Origin of the sequence: Streptomyces sp. NPDC006197 (assembly GCF_040613865.1) — a bacterium.
Lineage (GTDB): Bacteria > Actinomycetota > Actinomycetes > Streptomycetales > Streptomycetaceae > Streptomyces.
Window position 1 is genome coordinate 73,429 of record NZ_JBEXSZ010000004.1, and the last position, 25,900, is coordinate 99,328.

The window sequence follows — 25,900 nt, forward strand, 5'->3', positions numbered from 1 at the left end:
TGTGGGTACTTGTCGGAGCCGGGTGCCCGGGAGAACCTGGTGGCGGCCCGGAAGGAGAGGGGAGCGCGGGCCTCAGGAGGCGGCGGCCGCCTCCGTCATCCGGTCCAGCCGGCGATGGCCCCAGTCCGACAACGGGCCGAGCAGTTCGGACAGTTCGCGCCCGAACTCCGTCAGCGAGTAGACGGTCTTCGGCGGCAGCACGTCGTGCACCTCGCGGTGCACGAGACCGTCCGTCTCCATCTCCCGCAGCGCCTGTGTCAGCACCTTCTCGCTGATCTCGGGGAGCCTGCGGCGCAGTTCGCCGGGCCGGTGCGGCCCCGACTCCAGCAGCCACAGCAGCGACGTCTTCCACTTGCCGTCGATCACGGCGATCGCGGCCGTCACACCGCAGACGTTCGTGTCCCGGGCCCTGAGCCGTGTCATCCGCGTCCCTCTCCTTCTCCGGCCTTCTCGTCACCCACGTATGTGCAAGGGAGTTCAGCCATGTCTTCTTCCCGTCAGCCCTCCTCCGTCACCGTTCTCGGTCTCGGCCCGATGGGCCGGGCCCTCGCCGGCGCGTTCCTGGACGCCGGGGTGCGGACCACCGTGTGGAACCGCACCCCGGGCAGGGAGGGCGACCTCGGCGCGCGCGGCGCGGTCCTGGCGGCGAGTGCCGAGGAGGCGGTCGCCGCGAGCGCGCTCACGGTGATCTGCCTGGTCAACTACGACGCCACGGACTCCGTCCTGCGGCAGTCGGCCGTCACGGACGCGCTCAAGGGCCGGACCGTCGTCAACCTGAGCGCCGACACCCCCGAGCGGGCCCGGGACACCGGCCGCTGGGCGGCGGAGCACGGCATCGGCTACCTGGACGGCGCGATCATGACGCCGACGCCGACCATCGGGACGTCCGCCGGGGTGTTCCTGCACAGCGGACCCGAGCCGCTGTACCGCGAGCACCGGGCGGTGCTCGACGCGCTGGGCGGTTCCCACACCCACCTCGGCGAGGACATCGGCCGGGCCGCCGCGTACGACGTGGCGCTGCTCGACATCTTCTGGACGTCGATGACGGGGTACGTGCACGCCCTCGCGGTGGCCCGCGCGGAGGGGATCTCGGCGCGGGAGCTCGCGCCGTTCGCCCAGGGCATCGGGGCGATCCTGCCGCCGCTGTTCCAGGAGTGGGCCGAGGACGTGGACGGCGGCTCGTACTCGGGCGAGGGCAATCCGCTCACCTCGGCCGTGTCGACGATGGGCCACGTCGTGCACGCCGCCGAGGCGCACGGCATCGACGCGAGCGTCATGCGCGCGGCGGAGGCCCTGGCGCTCCGGGCGGTGGACCGGGGCCACGGCGCGGACGGCTTCACGCGGGTGACGCAGGTCATGGACCGCGGCTGACGGCAGCGAAGAGGGTTCCGACACTGCCGGGTTCCGGCATGGCCGGCCCGGGCGTGGCGGGACGACGATGGGCTCACGTTCGGGAACTCTGTGGGGGCCGTCATGATGGCGTGGATCATGGGCGCGATGGCGCCTCTGGGCGTGGTGGCGATCGCGATGGGCGCGGCCGCGTTCCGTACGGGCTGGATGATCGCTCCGGCGCGCCGGAGCGTCCGGCGGCCCCGGGTCTACGGGGTCGGCGTCACGCTGGTGGGCACGGGCCTGCTCGTCTCGGTGGCCGCTTATGTCCTCCTGTCCCGGTACTGGTCCGACGAGGCGATGAGCCACCCGTGGCTCGTCTTCCTCGGGAACGCCGTGGAGCTCGTCGGCATCACCTTCATCGCGGCGAGCCGACGGAGCCCGCGGCACGTGCGGGCCTCGCACCCGGCCGCGTAGCCCGTACGGGATCCGGTGGCCCGGTCCGTACGGGATCCGGTGGCCCGGCCTGTGCGGGGCCGGGCCGTACCGGCCTCAGTGCCGGAAGAAGATCCGGTCGCCGTACTCGTTCATCACGCGCCCGTTCCACTCGTGCCCGCCGTCGACGTTGCCGGAGCGCAGCAGCGGCGGCTCGATGCCGAGGCGTACGAGCTCCTCGGCGGCGGCGGCCATCGTGGCCTGCATGAGGGCGCAGGTGACGACGGTGGAGGCGGGGGCGAAGGGCGCCTCGATGCCCTCGTGGGTGAGCTCCGCGTCCCCGACGGCGATCCTCGAGTCGAGGACGATGTCGCAGTGGTCCTTGAGGTACGTCCCCGACAGGTGCCGTGACTTCGTCTCCGTCGCGTACGCCACCGAGGTGACGCCGATGACGGTGAGGCCGAGCGCGCGGGCGTTCATGGCCATCTCCACGGGCAGGGCGTTGCGCCCGGAGAGGGAGATGATGATCAGGACGTCGCCGGCCTTGACGGGGGAGGAGTCGAGGACCGCTCCGGCGAGGCCGTCGACGCGCTCCAGGGCGGAGCCGAGGGTGGCGGGCATGACGTCGACGCCGACGACGCCGGGGACGGCGAGCAGGTTCATCAGGGCGAGGCCGCCGGCCCGGTAGACGACGTCCTGTGCGGCGAGCGAGGAGTGCCCGGCGCCGAAGGCGAAGAGCCGGTTGCCGTTCGCGACGGCCGCGGCGATCGCGGCTCCGGCGGCGGAGATCTCGGCGGAGTCCCCGTCGCGCACCTCCTTGAGCAGGCCGATCGCGGCGTCGAAGAACTGTCCGGCCAGCTTGCTCTCGCCCATCGCGGCGGCTCCCTCTCGTCGTGGCGGTCCTCGGCCCCCGTGGTGCGTTCTCGCCGAGGCCGCGGATCACGGTGCGGTCTGGACCATTGCTGTGTCAATACCGTCTTACCCGACGTGGCCCGGTTGTCGGCCCGATGCGCAACAATTGCGGCAGGGCCAGCGCACGACTCATCGAGGGGCACGTATGTCCGGACTGATCGACACGACGGAGATGTATCTCCGCACCATCCTCGAGCTCGAGGAAGAAGGTGTGGTCCCGATGCGCGCCCGGATCGCGGAGAGGCTCGACCAAAGCGGTCCGACGGTGAGCCAGACGGTGGCCCGGATGGAGCGCGACGGTCTGGTGGCCGTGGCGAGTGACCGCCACCTGGAGCTCACGGACGAGGGCCGCCGCCTCGCCACCCGGGTGATGCGCAAGCACCGCCTGGCCGAGTGCCTGCTCGTCGACGTGATCGGCCTGGAGTGGGAGCAGGTCCACGCCGAGGCCTGTCGCTGGGAGCACGTGATGAGCGAGGCCGTGGAGCGGCGGGTCCTGGAGCTGCTGCGTCACCCGACGGAGTCGCCGTACGGGAACCCGATCCCGGGCCTGGAGGAGTTGGGCGAGAAGGCGGAGGCCGAGGCCTTCCTCGACGACTCGATGGTGTCGCTCGCCGACCTGGACGCGAGCGAGGGCAAGACGGTGGTCGTCCGCCGGATCGGCGAGCCGATCCAGACGGACGCCCAGTTGATGTACACGCTGCGGAGGGCGGGCGTGCAGCCCGGCTCGGTGGTGTCGGTGTCGGAGTCGCCGGGCGGTGTCCTGGTGGGCAGCAGCGGCGAGGCCGCGGAGCTGGGCGCGGACATCGCGGCGCACGTGTTCGTCGCGAAGCGCTGAGTTCTTCCCGTACGGAGTCGCTGAGTTCTTCCCGTACGGAGTGAGGGGCGCCCTGCCGGTCGTCGAGAGGACCGGCGGGGCGCCCTTCGTCGTGCTGCCCCTGCCGTGCCGCCGTCGCCCCGCTCGTCGGCCGGACGGTCTGGTGTGCGCCCCGTTTTACGCCGGAATCGCCACGCCCGCGCCCTTGTCGTGCCACGCTGGTACGAGCGGGGCGATGAGCGGGTGCGGGGGTGGGGCATGAGGGCTACGGACGACAGAGGGCCCCGGCGCCTTCCGGCGCCGGGGCCTGTCCTCCCCTGTGCTGACCTGGAGCCCCGAGCTCTCAAGGTCATTCCCCTCGGACCGTTTTTCCCCGAGCGGTCCGCCTCCCGCTCAAGATCTCCCCTCGGCAGTGCGGATCAATCCTTGAGCCCTGTCACTCGAACGAGGGGTGTTGCGCGGCAGGAGCGCATTTTCGAATGCGAGTTCGATAGTCTGGCGAGGTTCGACGGAAAAGAGGGGGTGCCGGATCCATGGCGCGACGACTCGACGTCACCGGGGCCGACGGCGTCCGGCTGGCAGCCTGGGACTACACGGCCCCGGCCCACGCGACGCCGACCCACGCGGTCCCGACCCACACGGCCCCGGACCGCACGGTCCCCCGCCCCGCGCGGGCCCCGCGGGTCCCGGCGGCACCGGCGCGGCGGGCGCCGGGGGTTCCCGCTCCCGGGGTGTTACTCCTCCACGGACTGATGGGCCACGCCGGCCACTGGGCCCCCGCCGTCCGCCGGTTCACCGGCGGCCACCGGGTCGTCGCCCTGGACCAGCGCGGCCACGGCGCGAGCGAGAAGCCGGCCGGAGGCCCCTTCACGCGCGAGGCGTACGTGGCGGACGCCGTCGCCGTCGTCGAGCAGCTCGGCCTCGGCCCGGTCACCCTCGTCGGCCACTCCATGGGCGCCCTGACCGCCTGGCAGCTGGCCGCCGAGCGTCCCGACCTCGTCCGCGCCCTCGTCATCTGCGACATGCGGGCCTCGGCCCTCGGCGCGGCCTCGCAGCGCGCCTGGCAGGACTGGTTCCGCGGCTGGCCCGCCCCCTTCCCGTCGCTGGAGGCCGTGCACCGCTGGTTCGGCGACGAGGACCCGTGGGTGGAGACCCCGAACCCGGCGCGGGGCGCCTTCTTCGCCGAGGTGATGGCCGAGCACCCCGACGGCTGGCGCCCGGTGTTCGACCCGGAGCAGATGCTGACCTCCCGCGAGACCTGGGTCCACGACGCCCACTGGGACTCCCTCGCCCAGGTCCGCTGCCCCGCCCTCGTCGTCCGCGGCCTGGACGGCGAGCTGGGCCGCGCGGAGGCCCAGGAGATGGTCCGGGTCCTGCCCCACGGGGCGTACGCGGAGATCCCCGACGCGGGCCACCTCCTCCACTACACCCACCCGGAGGCCTGGAGCGAGGCCGTGGAGCCTTTCGTGAACGGAGTACTGACCCCCTGACGGCGCCCGCCGGAACGGCGCACGGTACGGTCCCTCCCACGGCGCGTCGAGCAGTGCGTCTCCGCGCCGGTTGGAGGGAACTCGATGCGCAATTCCATGCTGCGGCGCGTGGCCACGGTGGCCACGACGCTGGGGCTCACCTCGCTCGGCCTCTTCGGCGCGGGCGCGGCGCCGGCGCAGGCCGCGATCAGCGACTGCCCGTCCGGCTACTTCTGTGCCTGGAAGTCCGACAACGGCACCGGCACGATGTACAAGACGAACGTGAACCGGGCGACGCTCGGGACGTGGGACAACACGTTCAAGTCGGTCGTCAACCACACGAACAAGTTCGCCTGCCTGTACGACGCCCCGAACTACGACGTCAACGGCGGCACTTCCGTCTGGGCCCCGGACCCGCGGGGCACGGAGTGGGGCTACCCGGGAAGCAGCGTCAGCTCGATCAAGCTCGTCCCGACCGAGCGCGAGTGCGTCCTGCCCCCGTACCCGGAGTGGGGCGCCTACCCCTCTCCCACGAAGCCGGTCTTCGGCGACATGAACGCCGACAACAAGTCGGACGTCATCGTCCGCGACAAGGCCGGCCGCCTCTGGTACCTGCCCGGCGACGACACCGGACGCCTGATCGGCACCGGTGGCTGGAACGCCATGAACGCCCTCACCCGGCACGGCGACTTCACCGGCGACGGCCGCGAGGACGTCATCGCCCGCGAAGCCTCCACGGGCAAGCTGTGGCTGTACCCGGGCACGGGCACGGGCACCGTCGGCGCGCGGAAGCTGATCGGCTCCGGCGGCTGGAACGCCATGGACAGGATCACCGCCTTCGGCAACCTGACCGGCGACAGCCGCTCGGACCTCCTCGCCGTCGAGAAGTCCACGGGCAAGCTGTGGCTGTACCCGGGCACCAGCACCGGCCTCGGCGCGCGGAAGCTGCTCGGCACCGGCGGCTGGAACGCGATGAACGCCCTGGTCGGCGCCGGCGACATGAACGGCGACAACCGTCCCGACCTGATCGCCCGCGAGGCCTCCACGGGCAAGCTCTGGTTCTACCCGGGCACCTCGACCGGCGGCGTCGGCTCGCGCGTCCTGATCGGCAGCGGCGGCTGGAACGTCATGGCGTCGTTCCTCGCGGTCGGCGACTACAGCGGCGACGGCCGCAACGACCTGGCGACGATCACCACCAGCAGCTACGTCGGTGAAGGCTGCCGGGGCGTGGGCTGCCTGGTCCTCTACACGGGCAAGGGCACGGGCGCGCTGAACGCGGGCGCCCCGGAGGACGCCAACTGGATGGGCCTGAACGGCGCGTTCTGATCCGTACCGGACGAGTGTCCGCGAGGGCCTCCACCCCGACGGGGCGGAGGCCCTCGGCTCTCCTCGGCCGGGCCGTCCGGGAGGACCGGCTCGGCGCCGATCGGCGGGAGTCCAGCGGTCGTCGTTCAGCTCTCGCAGTCGATCGCCTCTCCCGCGGCCTCGCCGCTGTCCTCCCAGCACTCCGCGTCGATGCCCTCGTGCCCCCGGGGCTCGGTGGCTCCCTTCGGCGGTGTGTCGAGGAGGGCGATCGACCGGAGCTGCTCCACCCGCTCCTCGCTGCCCTCGCAGCTGCCGATGCCCATGACGGCCGTGAGCGACGAGCAGCCGGTGAGGCCGCCGGTCGTCAGGACGACCGCGAGCAGAAGGGCCGTTCTCGTACGGATCGGCAAGGCCGTCTCCTTGTCAGATCTTGCCCGCGAGCAGGCGGGTGCGGTGGCCGAGGACCTCGGTCAGTTCGGCGATGAACGCGGGGCGGAGCGGCGGGCCGTTCCAGTGCTCGACGCCGAGGTGGGCGAAGGCGAAGAAGTCGTTCTCCCACTCCCAGGCGGGCAGCGGCACGGTGCGGCCGCAGACCGGGCAGCGGACGTCGGCGAGGCCCGTCGCCCACCAGGCGTCCACGGCCGCGTGGAAGGCGCCGTCGTGAGGGACGTGGGCCGCGCAGTGCGGGCAGATCGGTGAGCCGCCGGTGCTCGGCGAGCCGAAGAACACCGTGCGTCCGGTGACGACGGCCAGCCCGTCCGTCCCCAAGGAGCGCCGCTCGTCCGTCACGTGTGACCAGCGCGGCCCCGGCAGGTACCAAGTCTTGTCGCGGTCGGAGGGCTCGGGCTCGGGGACCGCGATCCCCTCGGCGACCAGCCAGGCCCCCACCCGCTCCCCGAGCGCCCCGGCCTCCTCGGCCGTCGCCTCCAGGTCGGCGATCGTCTGGTACGTGCTCCCCACGGGCCCCGTCAGTCCTGTCCGCCGTGGAACGGCGCCGAGGCCGTCAGCCCCTCGACGAACGTCCGGAAGTCCCCGGCCGACGGCAGCTCGCACGCGTCCCACGCGTCCGCGACGACACCGCCGTCGCGGTCCCGCAGGAGTCCGAGCAGCGACGCCGGCAGGCGGACGCCGGGCCGGCGTCCGGCGTCCCGCACGGCCGCGTCGGTCAGCGGCGGCGCGTCCCCGTACGGATCTCCGCCCCAGAACGTCGCCCTCACCTCGTCGAAACGCGTCACTCGCGCATCCTAGGGATGCCCGTTCACCGACCCGGCCGCCAGCCCCGGTCCCCGCCGCTCTCCGCCCGTCCCCGCCGGTACGGGCGTCCGCAGACGGGCCAGGTCGATCAGGATGAAGACGACCGCCACGACGCACAGGATCGTCGACTGGAGGGAGGAGTCGAGCAGCTTGAGGGCGAGCAGCGTCTGCAGTGTGCCGGCGAAGAGCGAGCCGACCGCCACGTCCAGGACCGTGCCCTCGCCGCTCTTCAGGCTGCAGCCGCCCGCCGTGAGCGCCAGCAGGCAGACGATCATGAACTCCTTGCCCAACTCGCCCGGTACGGTCGCGCCGATGCGGGCCGTGTAGAGCAGCCCGACGAGCGCCGCGAGCAGGAACGACGGCAGGAAGAGGAAGACCGTGACCCGCGGCCACGACGGCTCCCGCGCCCCGAGCCGCGCCTCCTGCCGGGGCAGGTACCAGGCCGTCGCCAGGAACAGCGCGGCCGCGACCAGGGCGACGCCGGGGATCCGCAGGTCGTTGGAGGCGAGCGAGGTCAGGAGCGGCGCCCGGACCGGCACCATCTGCGGCGGGGCGATGTCGGTGACGAGCTGGTCCGCCCCGATGAGGACGGCGACCGCGGAGAACAGGGCGTGTCCCGTACGGACGTTGAGGGAGAGGAAACCGCTGAGGAAGGCGAACGGGACGGCGGCGAGGAGCGCGAGCAGCACCCCGAACAGCATCGCGCCGTTGCTCCCGCCGGTGCTGTTCACCCCGATGACGGCCGCGCCGAGCCCGGCGACGCCGATCGTCGCCGGCTCGATGCGGCCGCTGCGCAGCAGCAGGAGCTGGGAGAGGGCGAGGACGCCGGGTATCGCCGCCACCGTGACGATGTTCTGGAGCAGCCTCTCCGTCTCGCCGGCCTCCACGGCGCAGAGGCCGACGAGGACGAGCGTGGCGGCGCCCACGACGCCGAGCCAGACCCCCTGGCCCCGCCGGACCGGACTTGCCGTCGCGGGCGGGGTCGTCGTTGCGGTGTCCTCCATGGGTACGCTCCAAGCCGGTCGGCGATCGGACGGACAGCCATCATGGGGGACGGCGTGGAAATCGACGAGGGCCTCGTACGGGCGCTGCTCCGGGACCGGCACCCGGACCTGGCGGAGCTGCCGATCCGGCCGGTGCCGGGCGGCTGGGGCAACCAACTGTGGCGCGTGGGCGACGAGTTGGCCGTACGGATGCCCCGTACCGAACGGGCGCCCGACCTGCTGCGCAAGGAGCACCGCCGGCTGCCGGTCCTGGCGTCGCTGCTTCCGCTGCCCGTGCCCGTCCCCGTACGCACCGGGGAGCCGTCCGCGCGCTTCCCCCGGTTCTGGACGGTCGCCCGCTGGGTCCCGGGCGAGCCGAGGGACGCCGTGCCCGTCACGCGCGGCGACCACGCGGCCGGGCTCCTGGCGGGCTTCCTGCGGGCCCGCGCTTCTTCGAGGCGTACGGGCGCGTGGACGGGGCGACCGTCCGCCGCGCCCGGGGCTGGGCCCTCCTCCGGGCCGCCGGCCTCATCGCCATCGGCCGCGCCGGCGAACGCGGCCTCCCGGGTGGCAAGCCGACCTGGGGCCCGGCGGGCCGCGCCGCCCTCACCCGCGTACTGGACACCCCCTAGAGCCTCGTCACGCCGATGGCCCGCTCGGACGACGAGCGGGCCATCGGGGTGTACGGAAGGCCGTCGGTCTATCCCTTGCTGACCGCCGCCAGGATCTCCGGCAGGCGCCCCGCCGTGCGCGGGGCCGCCAGCTTGAGGCCCGCGAGGACGAGGAGCGCGCCGTAGAGCGGGCCGGCCGGGAGGAGGAGCCACAGCAGGGACCGCTGGTCGGAGACGTGGAGGTAGATCGTCGCGGCGATGAGCGGGGAGCTCAGGACCGCCGCCGTGATCATGCCGCCGAAGATCGAGATCCAGGCCAGTCCGGCCTGCCCCGGCGCCACGTTCTTGTAGCCGCTGTCCTGGGGGACCGAGTACGGGAAGCGCGCCGAGGTCACCGCGCCCGTCCCGACCATCGCGCCGAGCAGGCCGAACGCCAGGCCGAGGCCCTCGGGGAACTTCCCCCAGTCGCCGAGGACACCGGCCGTCACCGCCGTCACGAGCACCGTGTACGGCACCGTGATCGACAGCAGGGCCAGGGCCCGCGCCCGGAGTTCGGCGTACGCGTCGGCCGGCGTCGCGATGGTCTGCGCGACCATCCAGAACGCCGAGGTGTCCTGCCCGAACTGGTTGTACATCAGCATGCCGAGCATGCCGGAGGCGAAGCAGGCGAAGTAGATCGAGCCCGAGCCCTGGAAGGCGTTGAAGATCGGCACGATCAGGCCGATGGCGAGCGAGGTCACCCACGCCGCCTTCGTCTTCGGGTCCCGCCAGACGTACCGCAGGCTGCGCTCCATGACGGTGCCGGTGCGTCCGGCCGGAAGGATCCGGGCGAGCAGCCCCGTACCGCTCCTCCCGCCGGCTTTCGCGTCGGAGGCCGCGCCGATCGTGGAGCCGTCCGGCTCGACCATCAGCCGCACCAGGCTCCGGCGCCACCAGTACACGAGCGCCACGAGGACCGCCGCCGTGAGCAGCAGCCGGGCCGCCGCCACCGCGTGGTCGCCCCGGCTCGCGGAGTCGACGGCGCCGATCGCGGCGGCCGGCGGCAGCCAGCCGACGACGGCCGCCACCGGCTCCAGGGGGCCCAGGCCCCCGGCCCGGCCGAGCCGCTGGGCGCCGAAGTTCACGAACTGGATGCCGACCGCGATGACCAGACCGCTCAGCAGGGCCAGGTCCCGGCCCTTGCGGGAGGTGAGGAGCCGGATGTTCGCGGCGGCCACGGCCCGGGACAGCGCCACGCACGTCACGGTCGCGAGCGGCACGCCGAGGACGGCGACGACGGTGCCGGCCGCGCCGTGCGCGAGGGACAGGGCCGCACCGAGGGCCAGCACGAAGGTGAGGACGGGCCCGACGCCCACGAGGGAGGCCACGAGCAGCGCCCGCACCAGCGGCCGGGGCCGCAGCGGCAGCATCACGAGCCGCGAGGGGTCCAGGGTCTCGTCGCCGCTCGGGACGAACAGCGGCATGAACGCCCAGGACAGCGCGAGGACCCCGGTGACGAGGACCGCGACGGTGACGGCGGCCGCGTGGCCCCGCAGCAGGACGAAGGCCAGCACCGTGCCGCCGGCGAAGAGGACGCCGAAGACGATCGACGTGATGTACGCGGCGGTCCGCCCGCCGGACTGCCGCAGCCCGTTCCGCAGCAGCGACAGCTTGAGCCGTACGAAGACGGACGTGAGGGACGGCGCGGGGGCGGTGGTGGGGGCGCTCATCACCGGGCCCCGCCCGAACCCGCCCCGCCGCCCAGCCAGTCCAGCGAGTCCCCGGCCGCCTCGCGGCCGTTCGCGCCGACGAGCTCGAGGAAGGCCGCCTGGAGGGAGGGCGCGGAGCCCCGGACCTCGGCCAGCGGGCCCTGTGCCCGGATCTGGCCGGCCGCCATGACGGCGACCCAGTCGCAAAGGGACTCGACGAGCTCCATGACGTGGCTGGAGAAGACGACGGTCGCGCCGGAGGAGGTGTACCGCTCCAGGACGCCGCGGATGGTCTGCGCGGAGACCGGGTCGACGCCCTCGAAGGGCTCGTCGAGGAAGAGGACCTCGGGGTTGTGCAGGAGCGCGGCGGCGAGGCCGATCTTCTTCCGCATGCCGGTCGAGTAGTCGACGACCAGCTTGTTCTGCGAGCCGGTCAGGTCGAGGACGTCGAGGAGCTGCGCCGCCCGCTTGTCGACCTCGGCGCCGGGCAGACCGCGCAGCCGGCCGCTGTAGGCGAGGAGTTCACGGCCCGAGAGGCGCTCGAAGAGCCGCAGGCCCTCCGGCAGGATGCCGATGCGGGCCTTGACCCGGGCGACCGACTCCGGGTCGGCCCACACGTCGTGGCCGGCGACGAGGATCCGCCCCTGGTCGGGCCGCAGCAGGCCGGTGATCATGGAGAGGGTGGTGGTCTTGCCGGCCCCGTTGGGCCCCACGAGCCCGATGAAGCGGCCGGCGGGCAGGACGAGATCGATCCCGTTCACCGCGATCTGCTGCCCGAAGCGCTTCCCCAGCCCCTCGACACGCACGGCGGGCACCGCACCTTCCCCCGGTGCGGTGCCCGCTCTGTCGAACGTTCCGTCAAATGCCTGGTCAGGCATGGTCCGTCAACCCTTCGATGGTCCCCGTAGTACGTACGGGTCCCACCCTACAAACGCGGTCGACGGCACCCCAGGGTCACTGCGCGCGGCTCCGGGCCTCCGCCGCCTCCCGGCCGCAGGCGTACGCGAGGGCGCTGATCAGCTCCTCCGCGTCCGGCAGCCAGCGGTTCACCGGGGTGGGGCGCCGCGCCCACTGGACCGCGCCGAAGCCGCCGATCCGGGTGGGCGGGGCCGCCACGTAGTGGCCCTCGCCGCGGGTGACGAGGTCGATGGAGGCCGGGGCCCAGCCGAGCTTGCGGACGAGGTCCGGGACCTTGGCGGCGGCGCCGGGGAGCACGAAGAAGTACATGCGGCGGTCCGGGGTGCAGGTCACCGGGCCGAGCGTCAGCTCCATGCGCTCCATGCGGGCGAGGGCCAGGAAGCCGGCCGACTCGGACACCTCGATCGCGTCGAAGGTGCGGCCGGTCGGCAGCAGGATCGACGCCTTCGGCGTCTTCGACCACATCCGCCGCGCCCCGACCCCGCTTCCGGTCGCCTGGGTCGACCAGTCGGGCCTGACCGCGTGGGCGCCGGGCACGGCGCACGCGTCCGCGCCGCAGGAGCAGCGCTCCCTGCCTTCGACGGCTTCCAGCCAGGTCCCGGGAAACACGTCCCAGTGCCGCTCTTCCGCGTACCGCACGGCGCTGTCCAGCAGCTGCTCGCCCCGCTGCTTGGGGATCTGTGCGGCTTCCGTGACTCCCATGGTCTCTTCCACGCTGAGCACAACTTCCCACGTCACCTGGGGTTACGGGCGCGGCGGTCGGCGTGTTGACGCATCGATCCTGCACGCGGGGCGCATGGGTGCACTGGCGGGGGCGCGTGGCGGCCGGGGGAGCGGGGGTGGGTACGGACAGGTGGGGGCGCCGGCGGCGGGGGGTTTCATCCGCGTGGCCGACGTGTCCGGTTTCGCGTGTTCACATCGGCATTGACCGGATATCAACCGGGCAGTGATCTCTTCTCCGGATGATCACCGCACGGCCTCAGGGGGTACTCATGGCAGCCAGGCCACTCGTTCCGCGTCAGCTCAACGAACGGCTCCAGGCGCTCATCCAGGAAGCCGGCTGCTCCAACGCCGGCCTCGCCCGCAGGGTCAACATGGTCGGCGCCGAGCGCGGCCTCGACCTGCGCTACGACAAGACGTCGGTGGCGCGCTGGCTGCGCGGCCAGCAGCCCCGGGGTCGGGCGCCCGGGATCATCGCGGAGGCGCTGGGCCGCAAGCTGGGCCGCACGGTCTCGATCGACGAGGTCGGCATGGCCAACGGCCGGAACCTCGCCGCCGGGGTGGGCCTGCAGTTCGCGCCGACCGTGCCCGGCGCGATCGAGCAGGTCTGCGAGCTGTGGCGCAGCGACGTGGGGCGCCGGGACTTCCTGAACGGCTCGGCGGTCGCGGCCTCCGCCCTCGTCGAGCCCAGCAGGGACTGGCTGATCACGGGCCCCGACACGCACGTGGCCCGGACGACGGGGGCCCGCGTCGGGGTCGCGGACGTCGCGGCGGTGCGGGAGATGACGGCCGCGCTGGTCGACCTCGACCGGCGCTTCGGCAGCGGCCACGTGCGGCCGGTGGTGGTGCACTACCTCAACAGCGTGGTGTCGGGGATGCTGTCGGGCTCGTACCGGGAGGCGGTCGGACGGCAGCTCTTCGCGGCGGTCGCCCGACTGACCGAACTCGCCGGGTACATGGCGGTGGACACCGGCGAACCGGGTCTCGCGCAGCGGTACTACATCCAGGCGCTGCGGCTCGCGCAGGCGGCGGGGGACCGGGGGTACGGCGGCTATGTGCTCGCCGCCTCGATGAGCCACCTCGCCGCGCAGCTCGGCAACCCCCGGGAGATCGCCCAGTTGGCCCGGGCGGCGCAGGAGGGGGCGCGCGGGAAGGTGCCGCCGCGCGCGGAGGCGATGTTCCTCGCGGCGGAGGCGCGCGGGCACGCGCTGATGGGCGACGTGCGCGCCTTCGAGTCGGCGGCGGGCCGGGCCGCACGGGCGCTCGACCGGGCCGATCCGGAGGCGGGCGACGACCCGGCGTGGATCGCCCACTTCGACGCGGCCTACCTCGCGGACGAACTGGCGCACTGCCACCGGGACCTGGGACAGGCGGAGGCGGCGGCGCGGGCGGCCCAGGAGTCGATCGACGGGCATCCGGAGACGCGGGCGCGGCGGCGCGCGATCGGCCTGGCGCTCCTGGCCTCGGCGCAGGTCCAGCAGCGGGAGGTGGAGCAGGCCTGCCGGACGGGCACGCAGGCGCTCGAACTGCTCGGCACGCTGCGGTCGTCGCGGGGCGCGGAGTACCTGGACGATCTGAGGGAGCGCCTGGAGCCGTACGCGGGGGAGGCGGTGGTGCGGGAGTTCGGCGCGCGGATGGAGCTGTACGCGGCGTGACCGTGTCAACTGTGTAACCGGTCTCACACGTGTGTGCGGAGCCCTGTCGGCACCCGGTAGCGTGGGCCGACGATTCCGTAGGTTTATTGGTGGGAGTCCCGGTGACGCAGAACGGACAGGGTCCGGAGCATGGCGGCGGTCAGCCGTGGGGCGGCGCCTGGGGTCCCGCCGGCGGCCAGGCGGGCGGGCAGCAGGGCGGGCAGCCGCTGCCGCCCGCGCAGCCGCTGCCCCCGGAGGCGCCGCAGGGCGCCGCCGACATGCAGTCCACCCAGTACCTGGCGCCGATACCCCCGCAGCAGGGCCCGCCGCAGCCCGGCTACGGCTACCCGGGCCCGGGCGCTCCGGCCGCCGCCGACCTGCAGGCGACCCAGCACATCGCGCCGGTCCCGGGCGGGATGCCGCCGGTCCAGGGCGCGCCGCAGCCGGGGTACGGCTACCCGCCGCCGGCCGGCGCCTCGGACGCGACCCAGTACATCGCCCCGATGCCGCCGCAGCAGGGCGGGGGCTCCGACACCCAGTTCCTCGGCACGGGCCCCCTCGCCCACCAGGGGCCCGCCCCGGCCGGCGCCTCGGACGCGACCCAGTACATCGCCCCCGTACCGGCGCAGACGCCCGGTGAGCGGCAGCCGCCCGCCGAGTTCGACAGCCTCTTCCGTACGGAGGCCCCGCGGCCGCCCCAGCAGCCGCACGCGCCGCAGGGCTACCAGCAGCCGGGCCCGGCCCCGTACCAGCAGCAGACCCAGCACCACCACCAGCCGCCGCAGCCCCCGCAGCAGCAGCAGTACGCCTACCAGGACGCCTACTACGACGACGAGCCCGAGCCGCGCCGCAAGTCGCCGCTCGCGCTGATCGCCGCCGTCGTCGTCGGCTGCGCGGTCGTCGGCCTCGGCGCCGGGATGCTGCTCAGCGGCGGGGACGAGGACAAGGGCCCCGAGACCCCCGGGCAGAACGTGGCGGCGAGCTCCGCCGCGCCCTCCACCGGGGCGCCCGAGCCCACGGAGAAGCCGGCCGACCCGGCGGAGCCGCAGGCGCAGGAGCTCAGCAAACTGCTCGCGACCAGCAGCAGCAGCCGTCAGACGGTGATCGACTCGGTCGCGTCCATCAACCAGTGCAAGAACCTCGACAAGGCCGCGGCCGACCTGAAGGGCGCCGCCGAGCAGCGCCGCGGGCTGATCACCAAGCTCCAGTCGCTGTCGGTCGACAAGATCCCGGACAACGCGGCGCTGACGGCGGCGCTCACCAAGGCCTGGCAGGCCTCGGCCGCCGCCGACGACCACTACGCGGCCTGGGCCGGCCAGATGAAGGCCAAGAAGGCCTGCAAGGGCGGCCACGCCCGCTCGACCAGCCAGAAGGCCGCGGGCGACGCGAAGAGCGGCGAGGCCAGCGCCGCCAAGAAGACGGCGGCCGGGCTGTGGAACCCGACCGCCGCGAAGTACGGCCTGGAGAAGCGGAGCTGGACGCAGCTCTGATCCGCCGGACAGACGCTACGGGGCGCTGAGGACGGTCTCGCCGACGTCGACGAAGCCGGGCTTCTGCGCCACGAGCCGCCCCTGGCGGACCACCTGGAAGGTCACCTCGCGGTTGACGATCCGGGTGAAGCCGGGGGCGCCGAGCATGTCCTCGTACTTCCAGCGCAGGCTGGGGGTGAGGCCGCCGGTGTCGATCCGCTCGCCCCGGTCGAGGGCGTGGCTGATCTCCTCGGCCGTGATCGTGTCCTGCCGGAGGGACTCGATCACCTCCTTGAGGACCGTGTACGCGATCCAGGTGGTCTGGACGCCGGCGTCGGCCGGGTCGACCCGGTTGTCGGCGAAGGCGTACTCCTGGATGACCTTGCGCATCGGCGCCCAGCTCTTGTCGCCCGCCTCCGGGTACCAGCCGGTGACGAAGGCGCCCTCGAAGGGGCTGTGGGGGCCGCCGGTGCGGTCGATGACGGGCTGGTCGACGCTGCCGAGGACCGAGGAGATCCGGACGGCGCCCTTGTCCCGCTTCTCCTCCTGCTGCCCGGGGAGGCGGCGGAAGGAGTCGAAGAAGGTCTGGGTGCGCTCGCCGAGGACGGCGGTCACACAGCCCTTCTCGCCGCCCGCCCGGCTGCGGGCCCGGTCCGCCTGCCGGGTGTACTCGGCGGCGTCCTCCAGGGCCGGGATGTCGACGGCGCCCCGGTGACTCGCCTTGTGCAGGCCGGAGTCGAGGAGCTCGGGGAGCCTGTCCCCCGCGGTGGTGTCGGGGCGGACGAGGGAGACCCGGTCGCAGGAGCCGGCGAGCTGCATGCCGTGCCCGGCGACGAGGGAGGCCACCCCGCCGTTGACGGGGTAGGAGAGCGGGCTGGTGAACTCGTCCTCCGCGATGCCGTAGCCGCCGATGTACGGGATGCCCGCGGCTTCCAGCGGGGCCATGAAGGCGCGGCCGTTCTGGCTGTACGAGCCGACGACGGCCACCGCGTTCTCGCGCACGGCCCGACGGGCGCAGGCGGCGGCGCCCGCGGTGGTGTTCTGCTCGTTGCAGGTCAGGACGCGCAGCTCGTGCCCGTCGATGCCGCCCCGGGCGTTGACCCACCGGGCGTAGGTCTGCGCCATGGCGGGCATTCCGGGCATGTTGGTCGCTCGGGTCTGGTCGGGAGCCCAGGTCATCACCGTGACGGGCTCCCTGGAGCCCCCCGTGGCCCCAGGGAGCACGCCACACCCGGTGAGCAGCGACGCTCCGGTCGCCGCGGTCGTGACGTACGCGAGGAGTGAGGTCAGTCGCCTACCGGTCATGGGCATGCACATTTCCGCCTCATGGGTAACGCGGGAGTGAGCACGGTTCAACGGGGGGTGACGTGAAGGTGAATTGCGGGGGCGGGCGACCGGAGGGGGGAGGGGGCGAGTCCGCTTACCGGACAAGGGAACGTACGATCGAGCGGTGTCCAGTCCAGCCCCCACTCCGGTCCCCGGTTCGGTTAACTCTTCCCGTCGCGGCCGTCGCTCCTCCACCATGGGCGGCATGCCGCTCAACGACATGCCGTGGTGGCGCTGGCGCAGCAACGTGCGCTCGGCGCTGCACATGCTCTCCGACCCCGTGTTCCACGAGACCGTCTGGCTGGCCGGCCAGGAGGGGTACGGCGACGTCACCGACGCCGTCTACCGCCTCGTCGAGGACACCTGGCTCGACAACTGGTCCGCCGAGAAGTACGTCGGCGCGATCTTCCGGGACTCCGGCGAGGCCGCCCTCGTCGACGTCGCCGTCCTCCGGGTGCTGCGCATCATGCACCAGGTCGGACCGGACGCACCCGTCACCGCGTACGCCGCCCACCCCGGCTGGCCGGAAGCCGTACGGGCCGCCCGCGAGGCACACGTACGGCTGGCACAGGCCGACGGCGAGGACCCCGACACGCCCCCGCACTCCCTCGACGTGCTGCGTATCATGACCCGGTCCTGAACCGTTCCGCCTGGCGGACGCCCGCCTCCCGGCGGGGCGTCGTATGGCAGGCTGACGGGATGACCGACCAGTACGTCCTCACCCTCTCGTGCCCCGACAAGCAGGGCATCGTGCACGCCGTGTCGAGCTACCTCTTCATCACCGGGTGCAACATCGAGGACAGTCAGCAGTTCGGAGACCGTGACACGGGTCTCTTCTTCATGCGGGTCCACTTCTCCGCCGAGGCGCCGGTGACGGTCGAAAAACTCCGGGCGAGCTTCGCCGCCGTCGGCGACTCCTACGCCATGGACTGGCAGATCAACCGCGCCGACCAGCCCATGCGGGTCGTCCTCATGGTCTCCAAGTTCGGCCACTGCCTGAACGACCTCCTCTTCCGGTCGCGGATCGGGGCGCTGCCGGTGGAGATCGTCGCGGTCGTCTCCAACCACACGGACTTCGAGGAGCTGGTGGGCTCGTACGGGATCCCGTTCCGGCACATCCCGGTGACGAAGGAGAACAAGCCGGCGGCGGAGGCGGAACTCCTGGACCTCGTCCGCTCGGAGAACGTGGAGCTGGTCGTCCTCGCCCGCTACATGCAGGTCCTCTCCGACGACCTGTGCAAGCAGCTCTCCGGCCGGATCATCAACATCCACCACTCCTTCCTCCCCAGCTTCAAGGGCGCCAAGCCCTACCACCAGGCACACGCCCGCGGCGTGAAGCTCATCGGCGCCACCGCGCACTACGTGACGGCCGACCTCGACGAGGGCCCGATCATCGAGCAGGAGGTCGAGCGCGTCGGCCACGAGGTGACGCCGGACCAGCTGGTGGCGATCGGACGGGACGTGGAGTGCCAGGCGCTGGCGCGGGCGGTCAAGTGGCACGCGGAACGCCGGATCCTTCTGAACGGCCGCCGCACGGTCGTCTTCGGGTAACCTCCCGAACCCTCGCTCCAACGGGCGGGGCTACAGGCGGCTCAAGGACGCCGTTGCCGAGAGGACGTCTCTGATGGCCTCGCGGTCGCCGTCCTGCCCCGCCGCCGCCTCCTCCGGCGTGATGTGCCCCGCCACCAGCTGGCAGAACTCGACCCCGTCCATCGCCACCTGCGCCACCGCCCGCTCCGGCGAGCCGATCGCCGCGGGGGAGTCCAGGGAGATGTACCAGTGGCCGCCGCCCGCGCCCTCCACCTCCAGGTGGAGCGAGCGGCCCGGCGCGCCCGCCGCGACGAGCTCCTTGGCGGGGCCGGCCAGGCCGGTGCGGCGGCGGTTGGCGAGGGCTCCGGGGAGCAGCCGGGCCGCGAGGTCGATCATGCCGTGGAGGTGCGGCCCGCTGGGCGGCGCGTACGGGTAGGCGACCGCGGTCGCGATGTCGTCCGCGTGCAGCCAGCACTCGAAGGCCCGCTCCAGGAGCGAGTCCTGGAGGGGCAGGGCGAAGTCCTTGTAGGTGACGGTCAGGTCCGCCACTCCTCGCCCCGCGAAGGCGATGGTCCGGATCAGCGTGTGCGACTGGTCGCGCCACGGCCCCCGGATGGCCCGGTTCGGCGGCCGGTCGAGCGCCGTCCAGAACGCTTCCGTCCGTTCCGTCGGCGACAGCTCCGGCACGCCCGCGCCCAGCGGGTCGTCCAGGCCCAGTGCCGTCGTCACCAGGCCGTCCACGGCGAGGAGGTGGCCGATGACCCCCGCGACGGTGGCCTTGCGGCGCACGATGCGGTCCTCCTCGTACCACTTGAGCCGTACCGGCGCGTGCCATTCGGACTCGCCGATGTCCCTCAGGAGCGCGTCGAGCCGGGCGGTCTCCGCGTCGTACGGGGTGACCCAGTCGGGGACGGGGATGCGGGCGGGGCGGCGGCCCAGGCAGTTCTCCAGGACCCGGGAGCGGAGCAGCGGGTCGAGGTCCAGGTCGCGGTCCTCGTGGAGGAGCGTGACGGCGTCGCGGAGCCGGAGGGCCTCGTCGGCGCAGGGGGCGCACACGGTGAGGTGGTTCTCGACGGCCTTGGTCTCGCCGGCGGAGCACGCCGAAAGCGCCCAGGCCCCGAGGAGGGACTTGAGCACGTTGTGGCTGAGGTCCGGTACTTCCGGTTCCTCCGTTTCCCCCATGTCCGTTTCTTCCGCCTCCGCTCCTGGAGCCTCCGGCAGCCGCGTCGTCAGGTCCGCGTGGTCGTCGGCCGCACGGCGCGGTCCCGGTATCCAGGGGGCGCGTGCGACGTCGTCCGCGTCGTCGTCCGCCCCGGTCACAGCGGCCGTCCGTAGCCGGGCGGCGAGGACCCTTCGAGGGGGCGGGCGTGCGCGGAGGAGAGCAGCTGGAGTCCCAGCCGGAGGCGCCGGCGGGCCTCGTCCTCGGTGACGCCGAGGTCGGCGGCGGTCTGGCGGTAGTCGCGGCGCTGGAAGTACGCCAGTTCGAGCGCCTTCCGGAGCGGCGCCGGCATGGAGGTCACGATGTAGTCGGCGCGGGCGGCGACCGTGGCCCGGTGGACCTTCTGCTCCAGCTCCTCGGCGGAGCCGACCCCCGTCTCCGCGTATGCCAGGGCCTCGGCCTGCCGGAGCCGGTACACGGCCTGCCGCTGGGTCAGCTTGGCGACCCACGAGCGCATGTTGCCCTGCTTCGGGTCGTAGGAGTCGGGGTTCTCCCAGATGTAGCCGAAGACCTCGCGGGTGACCTGGTCGGCCGCCGCGTCGTCGTCGAGGACCCGGTGGGCGAGGCTGTGCACGAGGGCGGCGAACCGGTCGTAGAACTCGCCGAGGGCAGCGGCCTCTCCGCGCGCCAGCCGCTGCTGCATCCTGCGGTCCCAGCGCGGTGGTGTGTCCATCGCCATGCGGCCCTCCGTTCCGGTTCTCCTCCAAAGTAGTGGGCCGCTCCGACAACGCACTCCTGTTTGCCGCAAGTGCGCCCTTGACGCGGACGCGGATGGTAAGGAAAGCGTCATCCCTCACGCGGGGGGTTTCGACGTCTGCCCGTGGGGCAGGCGGCGTCCGTGACGACGATCGAGGTCGACGAGGACGAGCACGGCTCCTGGACGGTTTTCAGCGTCCGGGGGGAACTGGACCTGGTCACCTCCCCCCGGATACGCCGCCGCGTCCACGACGCCGTCGCGGGCGGCCGGCACGACCTGGTCATAGACCTGTCCGCCGTGCGGTTCTGCGATTCCAGCGGCGTCGGCGTGCTGATCGCGTCCCGCCGGCTGCTCCGCTCGTGCGGCGGCCGGCTCCGCCTGATCCTGCCGGAGCAGCGGGCGGACGGGGACGGCCATGTCGGCCGGGTGCTCTCCGCGCTGGGCGTGCACCGCCTCTTCGACGTGTACGAGGACGTGCCGGAAGCGACGTTCACCGAGCCGGGCCGAATCGCTCCCTGAGCTTGTACTTCAGCACTTTGCGCAGGGTCTCGTTGCGGGGGAGCGCGTCCACCACCTCCAGCTGTTCCGGCAGCTTGTGGACGGAGAGTCCGGCCTCCCGCAGGAAGGCCGTGACCTGCGGGAGGCCGAGCGGGGCGGCGCCGGGTGGCTGTTCGACGACGGCGCAGACGCGTTCGCCGCGCTCGGCGTCCGGGAGGCCTATGACGGCGGCGTCGCCCACGTCGGGGTGCCGGTGGAGGAGGTCCTCGATCTCCTTGGCCGAGATGTTCTCTCCCTTGCGGATGATGATGTCCTTGACCCGGCCCGTGAGCACCAGGTGGCCGGTGGGCGTGAGGTGCCCGACGTCGCCGGTGATGAGGAAGCCGTCCTCGTCGAAGGCGGCGGCCGTCTGCGCCGGGTCGAGATAGCCCCGGCAGACGGCCTCGCCGCGGAGCCGGACCTCGCCGTCGCCGGTGATCCGGATCTCCATGCCGGCGGGCGGACGGCCCTCGGTCGTGGCGAGGTTCTCGGCGGTGTCGTCGGGGGCGCCCATCGTGATCATGGGGACCTCGGTCATGCCGTACCCGTGGGTGAGCTGGCAGCCGAGCTCCTTCCGTACCGCGTGGTAGATCTCGGGCGGCTTGGGCGCGCCGCCGCCGGCGAGCAGGCGGAGGGTGGGGATGACGGGCTTCCCGGGCTGCTTGCGCTGCTCGGCGAGGAACATCGAGTAGAAGGCGGTGGAGCCGCCGGCGACGGTCACGCCGTGCCGGTTGTACGCGTCGAGGGCCTCCGGCAGCGCGAACTGTTCGAACATCACGGCCGGGAAGCCGTACAGCAGGAGCATCACCGTGTAGTCGGGCCCGGCGATGTGCGCGTACGGGAAGGCCATCGAGCCGACGTCCTCGGCCGTCAGGTGGAGGGCGTGGGCGAGGCAGGAGCCGCCGGCGAGCAGCGAGCGGTCGGTGTGCAGGACGCCCTTGGGGTCGGAGGTGGTGCCGGAGGTCCAGTAGATCCAGCGGACGTCGGTGCCGGAGGCGGGCGGCGGGGGCAGGACGGCCGGGTCGCCGTCCGGAAGCTCCCCGTACGCCTCGAAGATCCCGCGTGCGCCGAGCCTCCTCGCCATCTCCGCATGGTCGAATCCACGCCAGATTCCGGGGACCGCGAAGAACTCGGCCTTCGACTCGCGCAGCGCGAAGCCGACCTCCTTGTCCCGGTAGAAGGGGATCACCGGGGACTGCACGGCGCCGATGCGGGCGAGCGCGAAGGAGAGCACGGCGGTCTCGATGCGGGTGGGCAGCTGCCAGGCGACGACCGTGCCGGGGCGCACGCCCATCCCGTGCAGACCGGCGGCGCAGCGCTCGGCGCGCTCGCGGAGGCCGCCGAAGGTGAGGACGCGGTCGTCCTGGAGGAGGACGGGCCGGTCGGGGGTGAGGGCGGCGCGGCGCTCGACGAGCTCCCAGAGCGTGCGGGACCCGCCGAGCGAGTGTGCGGTCTCATTCATCCCGTACTCCTCATGGCTGACGTTCCGTCAGATGGTGCGGTGAGCGTAGAGGTCCGGCGCTTGTCGGTCCAGGGGTGCGGGGCTAGCCTGATGCCATCAGATCTGACGGGTCATCAGAAATGGGAGTCCTCATGAGCTCCGGCACGGAACTGCCCCGCATCATCAGCGTCGACGACCACGTGATCGAGCCCGCCCACCTCTTCGAGACCTGGCTCCCGAAGAAGTACCGCGACCGCGGGCCCCGTCCCCTCACCGCCGGCATCGGCGAGCTCGCCTACGTCGCCGGCAAGTACCAGATCACGATGGACCCCGAGGGCCCGCCCACCGACTGGTGGATCTACGAGGACCTCAAGTTCCCGTACAAGCGCAACATCGCCGCCGTCGGCTTCGACCGCGACGACATGACCCTGGAGGGGATCACCCGCGAGGAGATGCGGCGCGGCTGCTGGGACCCGAAGGCCCGCCTCGCCGACATGGACCTCAACCACGTCGAGGCCTCCCTCTGCTTCCCCACCTTCCCCCGCTTCTGCGGCCAGACCTTCGCAGAGGCCCAGGACAAGGAGGTCGCCCTCGCCTGCGTCCGCGCCTACAACGACTGGATGGTCGAGGAGTGGTGCGGGGACAGCGGCGGCCGGCTCATCCCGCTCTGCATCATCCCCTTGTGGGACATCGATCTGGCCGTGGCCGAGATCCGGCGCAACGCCGCCCGGGGCGTCAGGGCCGTCACCTTCTCCGAGATCCCCACCCACCTCGGTCTGCCGTCGATCCACTCCGGCTACTGGGACCCGTTCTTCGCCGTCTGCCAGGAGACCGGGACGGTGGTGAACATGCACATCGGATCCAGCAGCCAGATGCCGGCCGCCTCCCCCGACGCCCCGCCCGCCGTCCAGGCCAGCCTGAGCTTCAACAACGCGATGGCCTCGATGATGGACTTCCTCTTCAGCGGCGTCCTCGTCAAGTTCCCCCGGCTCAAGCTCGCCTACAGCGAGGGCCAGATGGGCTGGATCCCGTACGCCCTCGAACGCGCCGACGACGTCTGGGAGGAGCACCGCGCCTGGGGCGGCGTCCGCGACATCGTCCCCGAGCCGCCGTCCACGTACTACTACCGGCAGATCTTCTGCTGCTTCTTCCGCGACAAGCACGGCATCGCCTCGCTCGACGTCGTCGGCCGCGACAACGCCACCTTCGAGACCGACTACCCGCACGTCGACTCGACCTTCCCGCACACCAAGGAGGTCGCCCTCGACCACGTCCGGGGCCTCGACGACGAGACGGTCTACAAACTCATGCGCGGCAACGCCATCCGCATGCTGGATCTGGGAATCGTCTGATGGACCTCTCCTGCACCGAAGAGGAGGAGGCCTACCGCGCCCGCCTGCGGGAGTGGCTCGCCGCCACCCTGCCGGGACTCCCCGAACGCCCCGACCCGCTCGACTGGCCCGCCCGCCGCGCCTACGACTGCGGCTGGCAACGCCGCCTGTACGACGCCGGATACGCCGACACCCACTGGGACGCCTCCCCGACCCAGCGCCTCGTCTTCCTGGAGGAGACCGAACTCGCCGGGGCCCCCTACGTCGGCGCCAACTTCGTCGGCCTCCTCCACGCCGGGCCCACCATCGCCGCCGAGGGCACGGCCGCACAGCGCGAGCGGTGGCTGCCGCCGATCCTGCGCGGCGACGAGGTCTGGTGCCAGGGCTTCAGCGAACCCGACGCCGGATCCGACCTCGCCTCGCTCCGCACCAGGGCGGTACGGGACGGAGACGCGTACGTCGTCACCGGACAGAAGATCTGGACCTCGCACGCCGAGGTCGCCGACTGGTGCGAGCTGTTGGTACGGACGGACCCCGAGCTTCCCAAGCACCGGGGCATCACCTGGCTCGCCATGCCCATGGACGCCCCCGGCATCACCGTCCGGCCGCTGCGCACCCTCGCCGGGTCGACCGAGTTCGCCGAGGTCTTCCTCGACGGGGTACGGGTGCCCGTGGCCAACCGGGTGGGGGAGGAGAACGACGGCTGGCGGGTCACCATGGTCACGCTCTCCTTCGAACGCGGCACCGCCTTCGTCGGCGAGGTCGTCGCCTGCCGCCGCCTCCTCGGCGAACTCGCCCGCACGGCCCGGAAGAACGGCACCTGGGACGACCCCGTCCTGCGGCGCCGGCTCGGCAGGCTCTCCGCCGAGTTCCAGGCCCTGTGGCGGATCGTCCAGGCCAACGTCAGCGAGGCCCAGGCGACCGGCGGGGTCCCCGGCGCGGGCGGCTCCGTCTTCAAACTGCACTACTCGCACGCCCGCCAGGAGCTGTACGACGCGGCCGCCGCCGTGCTGGGCCCCGACGCGCTCGACCTCGGCCGCGACTGGAACCTCGACCGGCTGTCCTCGCTCTCGTACACGATCGCGGCCGGCACGTCCCAGATCCAGCGCGACATCGTCGCCGAGCGCATCCTCGGCCTCCCGAAGGGCCGGTGACCACCGTGGACTTCCGACTCACCGAGGACCAGCGGGCGCTGCGCAAGGGGGTACGGGAGCTGCTCGCGCGCCTCTTCGACCGGGGCGCGCTGCGGGCCGCCCTGGATTCCCCGTCGCTCGACCGGGAGCTGTGGCGGGAGCTCGGCGGCGCCGGGTTCTTCGCGCTGCGGCTCCCGGAGGAGGAGGGCGGGGTGGGGCTCGGGCTCCCCGAGGCGGTCCTCGTCTTCGAGGAGGCGGGGAGGGTGCTGCTGCCGGGGCCGTTGGTTTCCACGCACCTGGCGGCGGGGGTCGTGCCGGGCGCTTCGGAGGGGGCTGTCGTGGTGACCGATGCCTCGGAGGGGCTGGTTCCTTGGCTGGACGAGGCCGACGTGGTGCTCGGTGACGTGTCGGGCGCCGTTCCCGTGCGGTCGGTCGATCCGCTCACGCCCTTGCACCGGTTGCCCGGCACCGGGGGTTGTGCCCACCCGTTCCGCCCCGCGGAACGCCTGCCCACAACGGAACTGACGGCTGTCCTCCTCACCGCCGCCGAGCAGGTCGGCAGTGCGCAGGCCGCCCTCGACATGGCCGTTTCCCACGCCCGCACGCGGGAGCAGTTCGGGCAGGTCATCGGGGGGTTCCAGGCGGTGAAGCATCTGTGTGCCGGGATGCTCGTGCGGACGGAGCTCGCGCGGGCGGCCGTGTGGGCCGCGTCCGTCACCGGTGATCCCGTCGAGATCGCCGGGGCCAAGCTCCTCGCCGACGACGCGGCCGTCGGCAACGCGCGGGACTGTCTCCAGGTGCACGGCGGGATGGGCTTCACCTGGGAGGCGGACGTGCACCTGCACCTGAAGCGGGCCTGGGTGCGGGCCGAGCTGCGGATGCCCGCGGCGCGGGCGGAGGAGGAGGTGGCGGCGGGGCTGTAGCGCTGGGCGTCCGACGGGTCACGGAACGTCGATATCGGGTTGTGTCCTTCGGCGGGGCCGTCACGGCCCGGAGTCGGCCTCCGGCTCCGGTACGCTCCGTGGGATGCGAGTGCTCGTTGGCCCGGATCGTCCCGGTGTCGCCCCTGCGGCGGCTCCGCGCCCGGGAATGCCCGCCGCTCGCGCCCGACGTTCGACTACCCGCAGCGTGCGTCGCACAGTATG

General features: G+C 72.8%; 26 protein-coding genes and 1 pseudogene. 14 read left to right on the forward strand and 13 right to left on the reverse strand.

Annotation, left to right across the window (positions count from 1 at the left end):
- Window positions 1-72: 72 nt before the first annotated feature.
- Window positions 73-423 carry a helix-turn-helix domain-containing protein gene (locus ABZ318_RS02050; protein ID WP_356900549.1) on the reverse strand — a complete coding sequence of 117 codons (351 nt, stop codon included), beginning with the start codon at window positions 421-423 and terminating at the stop codon, window positions 73-75.
- Between the two features lie 60 nt (window positions 424-483).
- On the opposite strand from ABZ318_RS02050, the gene ABZ318_RS02055 reads away from it, so the two are divergent.
- Both ABZ318_RS02055 and ABZ318_RS02060 read left to right on the forward strand, forming a co-directional pair.
- A complete protein-coding gene (locus ABZ318_RS02055) occupies window positions 484-1,371 on the forward strand; it encodes an NAD(P)-binding domain-containing protein (protein WP_356900550.1) in 888 nt (295 codons plus the stop codon).
- 102 nt (window positions 1,372-1,473) lie between these two features.
- Window positions 1,474-1,806, forward strand: a complete 333-nt coding sequence (locus ABZ318_RS02060) for a hypothetical protein (protein WP_356900551.1) — start codon at window positions 1,474-1,476, stop codon at window positions 1,804-1,806.
- Between the two features lie 75 nt (window positions 1,807-1,881).
- Here the strand turns inward: ABZ318_RS02060 and ABZ318_RS02065 are convergent, their stop codons facing one another.
- Window positions 1,882-2,637, reverse strand: a complete 756-nt coding sequence (locus ABZ318_RS02065; protein WP_356900552.1) for an SIS domain-containing protein — start codon at window positions 2,635-2,637, stop codon at window positions 1,882-1,884.
- Window positions 2,638-2,821: 184 nt separating this feature from the next.
- Between ABZ318_RS02065 and ABZ318_RS02070 the strand changes: the two genes are divergently transcribed.
- The 3 genes from ABZ318_RS02070 (at window position 2,822) to ABZ318_RS02080 (ending at window position 6,285) form a co-directional block, all read left to right on the forward strand.
- Complete coding sequence (locus tag ABZ318_RS02070) at window positions 2,822-3,511, forward strand: metal-dependent transcriptional regulator (protein WP_356900553.1); 690 nt, start codon at window positions 2,822-2,824, stop codon at window positions 3,509-3,511.
- A gap of 512 nt (window positions 3,512-4,023) precedes the next feature.
- The gene (locus tag ABZ318_RS02075) at window positions 4,024-4,980 is read left to right on the forward strand and encodes an alpha/beta hydrolase (RefSeq protein WP_356900554.1); all 957 of its coding nucleotides are present in this window, start codon (window positions 4,024-4,026) and stop codon (window positions 4,978-4,980) included.
- An 84-nt stretch (window positions 4,981-5,064) separates the two neighbouring features.
- Window positions 5,065-6,285, forward strand: a complete 1,221-nt coding sequence (locus tag ABZ318_RS02080) for an FG-GAP-like repeat-containing protein (protein WP_356900555.1) — start codon at window positions 5,065-5,067, stop codon at window positions 6,283-6,285.
- Window positions 6,286-6,410: 125 nt separating this feature from the next.
- On the opposite strand, the gene ABZ318_RS02085 is transcribed toward ABZ318_RS02080, so the two are convergent.
- From ABZ318_RS02085 to ABZ318_RS02100, 4 genes are read right to left on the reverse strand one after another with little or no spacing between them, the layout of a single operon-like run.
- Window positions 6,411-6,674 (reverse strand): hypothetical protein, encoded by a 264-nt coding sequence (locus tag ABZ318_RS02085; protein WP_356900556.1) that lies wholly within the window; start codon window positions 6,672-6,674, stop codon window positions 6,411-6,413.
- Between the two features lie 13 nt (window positions 6,675-6,687).
- A complete protein-coding gene (locus ABZ318_RS02090) occupies window positions 6,688-7,224 on the reverse strand; it encodes a hypothetical protein (RefSeq protein ID WP_356900557.1) in 537 nt (178 codons plus the stop codon).
- A gap of 8 nt (window positions 7,225-7,232) precedes the next feature.
- Entirely contained in the window at window positions 7,233-7,499 is a 267-nt protein-coding gene (locus tag ABZ318_RS02095; RefSeq protein ID WP_356900558.1) for a hypothetical protein, read from the reverse strand.
- 9 nt (window positions 7,500-7,508) lie between these two features.
- Window positions 7,509-8,522 (reverse strand): hypothetical protein, encoded by a 1,014-nt coding sequence (locus ABZ318_RS02100; RefSeq protein ID WP_356900559.1) that lies wholly within the window; start codon window positions 8,520-8,522, stop codon window positions 7,509-7,511.
- 42 nt (window positions 8,523-8,564) lie between these two features.
- Between ABZ318_RS02100 and ABZ318_RS02105 the strand changes: the two are divergent.
- A pseudogene (locus ABZ318_RS02105) lies at window positions 8,565-9,133 on the forward strand (phosphotransferase).
- Window positions 9,134-9,201: 68 nt separating this feature from the next.
- Here the strand turns inward: ABZ318_RS02105 and ABZ318_RS02110 are convergent.
- From ABZ318_RS02110 to ABZ318_RS02120, 3 genes are all read right to left on the reverse strand, one after another.
- Window positions 9,202-10,821 carry a transporter gene (locus tag ABZ318_RS02110; RefSeq protein WP_356900560.1) on the reverse strand — a complete coding sequence of 540 codons (1,620 nt, stop codon included), beginning with the start codon at window positions 10,819-10,821 and terminating at the stop codon, window positions 9,202-9,204.
- Window positions 10,821-11,678: an ABC transporter ATP-binding protein gene (locus ABZ318_RS02115; RefSeq protein ID WP_356900561.1), complete on the reverse strand. Its 858-nt coding sequence runs from the start codon at window positions 11,676-11,678 to the stop codon at window positions 10,821-10,823. Before ABZ318_RS02115 ends, ABZ318_RS02110 begins: the two co-directional genes overlap by 1 nt.
- A gap of 76 nt (window positions 11,679-11,754) precedes the next feature.
- Window positions 11,755-12,441 carry a bifunctional DNA primase/polymerase gene (locus tag ABZ318_RS02120; protein ID WP_356900562.1) on the reverse strand — a complete coding sequence of 229 codons (687 nt, stop codon included), beginning with the start codon at window positions 12,439-12,441 and terminating at the stop codon, window positions 11,755-11,757.
- Between the two features lie 269 nt (window positions 12,442-12,710).
- On the opposite strand from ABZ318_RS02120, the gene ABZ318_RS02125 reads away from it, so the two are divergent.
- Entirely contained in the window at window positions 12,711-14,093 is a 1,383-nt protein-coding gene (locus ABZ318_RS02125; protein ID WP_356900563.1) for a transcriptional regulator, read from the forward strand.
- Between the two features lie 101 nt (window positions 14,094-14,194).
- Window positions 14,195-15,562, forward strand: a complete 1,368-nt coding sequence (locus ABZ318_RS02130) for a hypothetical protein (RefSeq protein WP_356900564.1) — start codon at window positions 14,195-14,197, stop codon at window positions 15,560-15,562.
- Window positions 15,563-15,577: 15 nt separating this feature from the next.
- Here the strand turns inward: ABZ318_RS02130 and ABZ318_RS02135 are convergent, their stop codons facing one another.
- Window positions 15,578-16,858 (reverse strand): ABC transporter substrate-binding protein, encoded by a 1,281-nt coding sequence (locus ABZ318_RS02135; protein WP_356900565.1) that lies wholly within the window; start codon window positions 16,856-16,858, stop codon window positions 15,578-15,580.
- Between the two features lie 205 nt (window positions 16,859-17,063).
- Here ABZ318_RS02135 and ABZ318_RS02140 point away from each other — a divergent pair, with 205 nt between their 5' ends.
- Entirely contained in the window at window positions 17,064-17,507 is a 444-nt protein-coding gene (locus ABZ318_RS02140) for a hypothetical protein (protein WP_356900600.1), read from the forward strand.
- Window positions 17,508-17,566: 59 nt separating this feature from the next.
- Window positions 17,567-18,418: a formyltetrahydrofolate deformylase gene (purU, locus tag ABZ318_RS02145; protein WP_356900566.1), complete on the forward strand. Its 852-nt coding sequence runs from the start codon at window positions 17,567-17,569 to the stop codon at window positions 18,416-18,418.
- Window positions 18,419-18,448: 30 nt separating this feature from the next.
- Here the strand turns inward: purU and ABZ318_RS02150 are convergent, their stop codons facing one another.
- Window positions 18,449-19,717 (reverse strand): MDMPI N domain containing protein, encoded by a 1,269-nt coding sequence (locus tag ABZ318_RS02150; protein WP_356900567.1) that lies wholly within the window; start codon window positions 19,715-19,717, stop codon window positions 18,449-18,451.
- Window positions 19,714-20,295: a sigma-70 family RNA polymerase sigma factor gene (locus tag ABZ318_RS02155; RefSeq protein ID WP_356900568.1), complete on the reverse strand. Its 582-nt coding sequence runs from the start codon at window positions 20,293-20,295 to the stop codon at window positions 19,714-19,716. The genes ABZ318_RS02150 and ABZ318_RS02155 overlap by 4 nt, the downstream gene beginning before the upstream one ends.
- Before the next feature lie 159 nt (window positions 20,296-20,454).
- On the opposite strand from ABZ318_RS02155, the gene ABZ318_RS02160 reads away from it, so the two are divergent.
- Window positions 20,455-20,832: an STAS domain-containing protein gene (locus ABZ318_RS02160; protein ID WP_356900569.1), complete on the forward strand. Its 378-nt coding sequence runs from the start codon at window positions 20,455-20,457 to the stop codon at window positions 20,830-20,832.
- Here ABZ318_RS02160 and ABZ318_RS02165 read toward each other — a convergent pair.
- Window positions 20,804-22,312, reverse strand: coding sequence for an AMP-binding protein (locus ABZ318_RS02165; protein WP_356900570.1), 1,509 nt, complete (start codon window positions 22,310-22,312; stop codon window positions 20,804-20,806). The two genes, ABZ318_RS02160 and ABZ318_RS02165, sit on opposite strands and share 29 nt — an antisense overlap.
- A gap of 131 nt (window positions 22,313-22,443) precedes the next feature.
- Here ABZ318_RS02165 and ABZ318_RS02170 point away from each other — a divergent pair, with 131 nt between their 5' ends.
- The 3 genes from ABZ318_RS02170 to ABZ318_RS02180 are packed head-to-tail and all read left to right on the forward strand — an operon-like array spanning window position 22,444 to window position 25,678.
- On the forward strand, window positions 22,444-23,643 hold the full coding sequence (locus ABZ318_RS02170; RefSeq protein ID WP_356900571.1) for an amidohydrolase family protein: 1,200 nt from the start codon (window positions 22,444-22,446) through the stop codon (window positions 23,641-23,643).
- Window positions 23,643-24,776 carry an acyl-CoA dehydrogenase family protein gene (locus tag ABZ318_RS02175; RefSeq protein ID WP_356900572.1) on the forward strand — a complete coding sequence of 378 codons (1,134 nt, stop codon included), beginning with the start codon at window positions 23,643-23,645 and terminating at the stop codon, window positions 24,774-24,776. Before ABZ318_RS02170 ends, ABZ318_RS02175 begins: the two co-directional genes overlap by 1 nt.
- Window positions 24,777-24,781: 5 nt before the next feature.
- Window positions 24,782-25,678: an acyl-CoA dehydrogenase family protein gene (locus ABZ318_RS02180; RefSeq protein ID WP_356900601.1), complete on the forward strand. Its 897-nt coding sequence runs from the start codon at window positions 24,782-24,784 to the stop codon at window positions 25,676-25,678.
- The last annotated feature ends 222 nt before the right edge of the window (window positions 25,679-25,900 follow it).

Bases quoted from the DNA above. Each gene is read 5' to 3' on its own strand.
- ABZ318_RS02135 (WP_356900565.1), bottom strand. From the start codon at position 16,858: ATGTGCATGCCCATGACCGGTAGGCGACTGACCTCACTCCTCGCGTAC.
- ABZ318_RS02050 (WP_356900549.1), bottom strand. From the start codon at position 423: ATGACACGGCTCAGGGCCCGGGACACGAACGTCTGCGGTGTGACGGCC.
- ABZ318_RS02060 (WP_356900551.1), top strand. From the start codon at position 1,474: ATGATGGCGTGGATCATGGGCGCGATGGCGCCTCTGGGCGTGGTGGCG.
- ABZ318_RS02070 (WP_356900553.1), top strand. From the start codon at position 2,822: ATGTCCGGACTGATCGACACGACGGAGATGTATCTCCGCACCATCCTC.
- ABZ318_RS02175 (WP_356900572.1), top strand. From the start codon at position 23,643: ATGGACCTCTCCTGCACCGAAGAGGAGGAGGCCTACCGCGCCCGCCTG.
- ABZ318_RS02055 (WP_356900550.1), top strand. From the start codon at position 484: ATGTCTTCTTCCCGTCAGCCCTCCTCCGTCACCGTTCTCGGTCTCGGC.
- ABZ318_RS02080 (WP_356900555.1), top strand. From the start codon at position 5,065: ATGCGCAATTCCATGCTGCGGCGCGTGGCCACGGTGGCCACGACGCTG.
- ABZ318_RS02100 (WP_356900559.1), bottom strand. From the start codon at position 8,522: ATGGAGGACACCGCAACGACGACCCCGCCCGCGACGGCAAGTCCGGTC.
- ABZ318_RS02110 (WP_356900560.1), bottom strand. From the start codon at position 10,821: ATGAGCGCCCCCACCACCGCCCCCGCGCCGTCCCTCACGTCCGTCTTC.
- ABZ318_RS02125 (WP_356900563.1), top strand. From the start codon at position 12,711: ATGGCAGCCAGGCCACTCGTTCCGCGTCAGCTCAACGAACGGCTCCAG.
- ABZ318_RS02115 (WP_356900561.1), bottom strand. From the start codon at position 11,678: ATGCCTGACCAGGCATTTGACGGAACGTTCGACAGAGCGGGCACCGCA.
- purU (WP_356900566.1), top strand. From the start codon at position 17,567: ATGACCGACCAGTACGTCCTCACCCTCTCGTGCCCCGACAAGCAGGGC.
- ABZ318_RS02075 (WP_356900554.1), top strand. From the start codon at position 4,024: ATGGCGCGACGACTCGACGTCACCGGGGCCGACGGCGTCCGGCTGGCA.
- ABZ318_RS02170 (WP_356900571.1), top strand. From the start codon at position 22,444: ATGAGCTCCGGCACGGAACTGCCCCGCATCATCAGCGTCGACGACCAC.
- ABZ318_RS02165 (WP_356900570.1), bottom strand. From the start codon at position 22,312: ATGAATGAGACCGCACACTCGCTCGGCGGGTCCCGCACGCTCTGGGAG.
- ABZ318_RS02065 (WP_356900552.1), bottom strand. From the start codon at position 2,637: ATGGGCGAGAGCAAGCTGGCCGGACAGTTCTTCGACGCCGCGATCGGC.
- ABZ318_RS02140 (WP_356900600.1), top strand. From the start codon at position 17,064: ATGGGCGGCATGCCGCTCAACGACATGCCGTGGTGGCGCTGGCGCAGC.
- ABZ318_RS02155 (WP_356900568.1), bottom strand. From the start codon at position 20,295: ATGGCGATGGACACACCACCGCGCTGGGACCGCAGGATGCAGCAGCGG.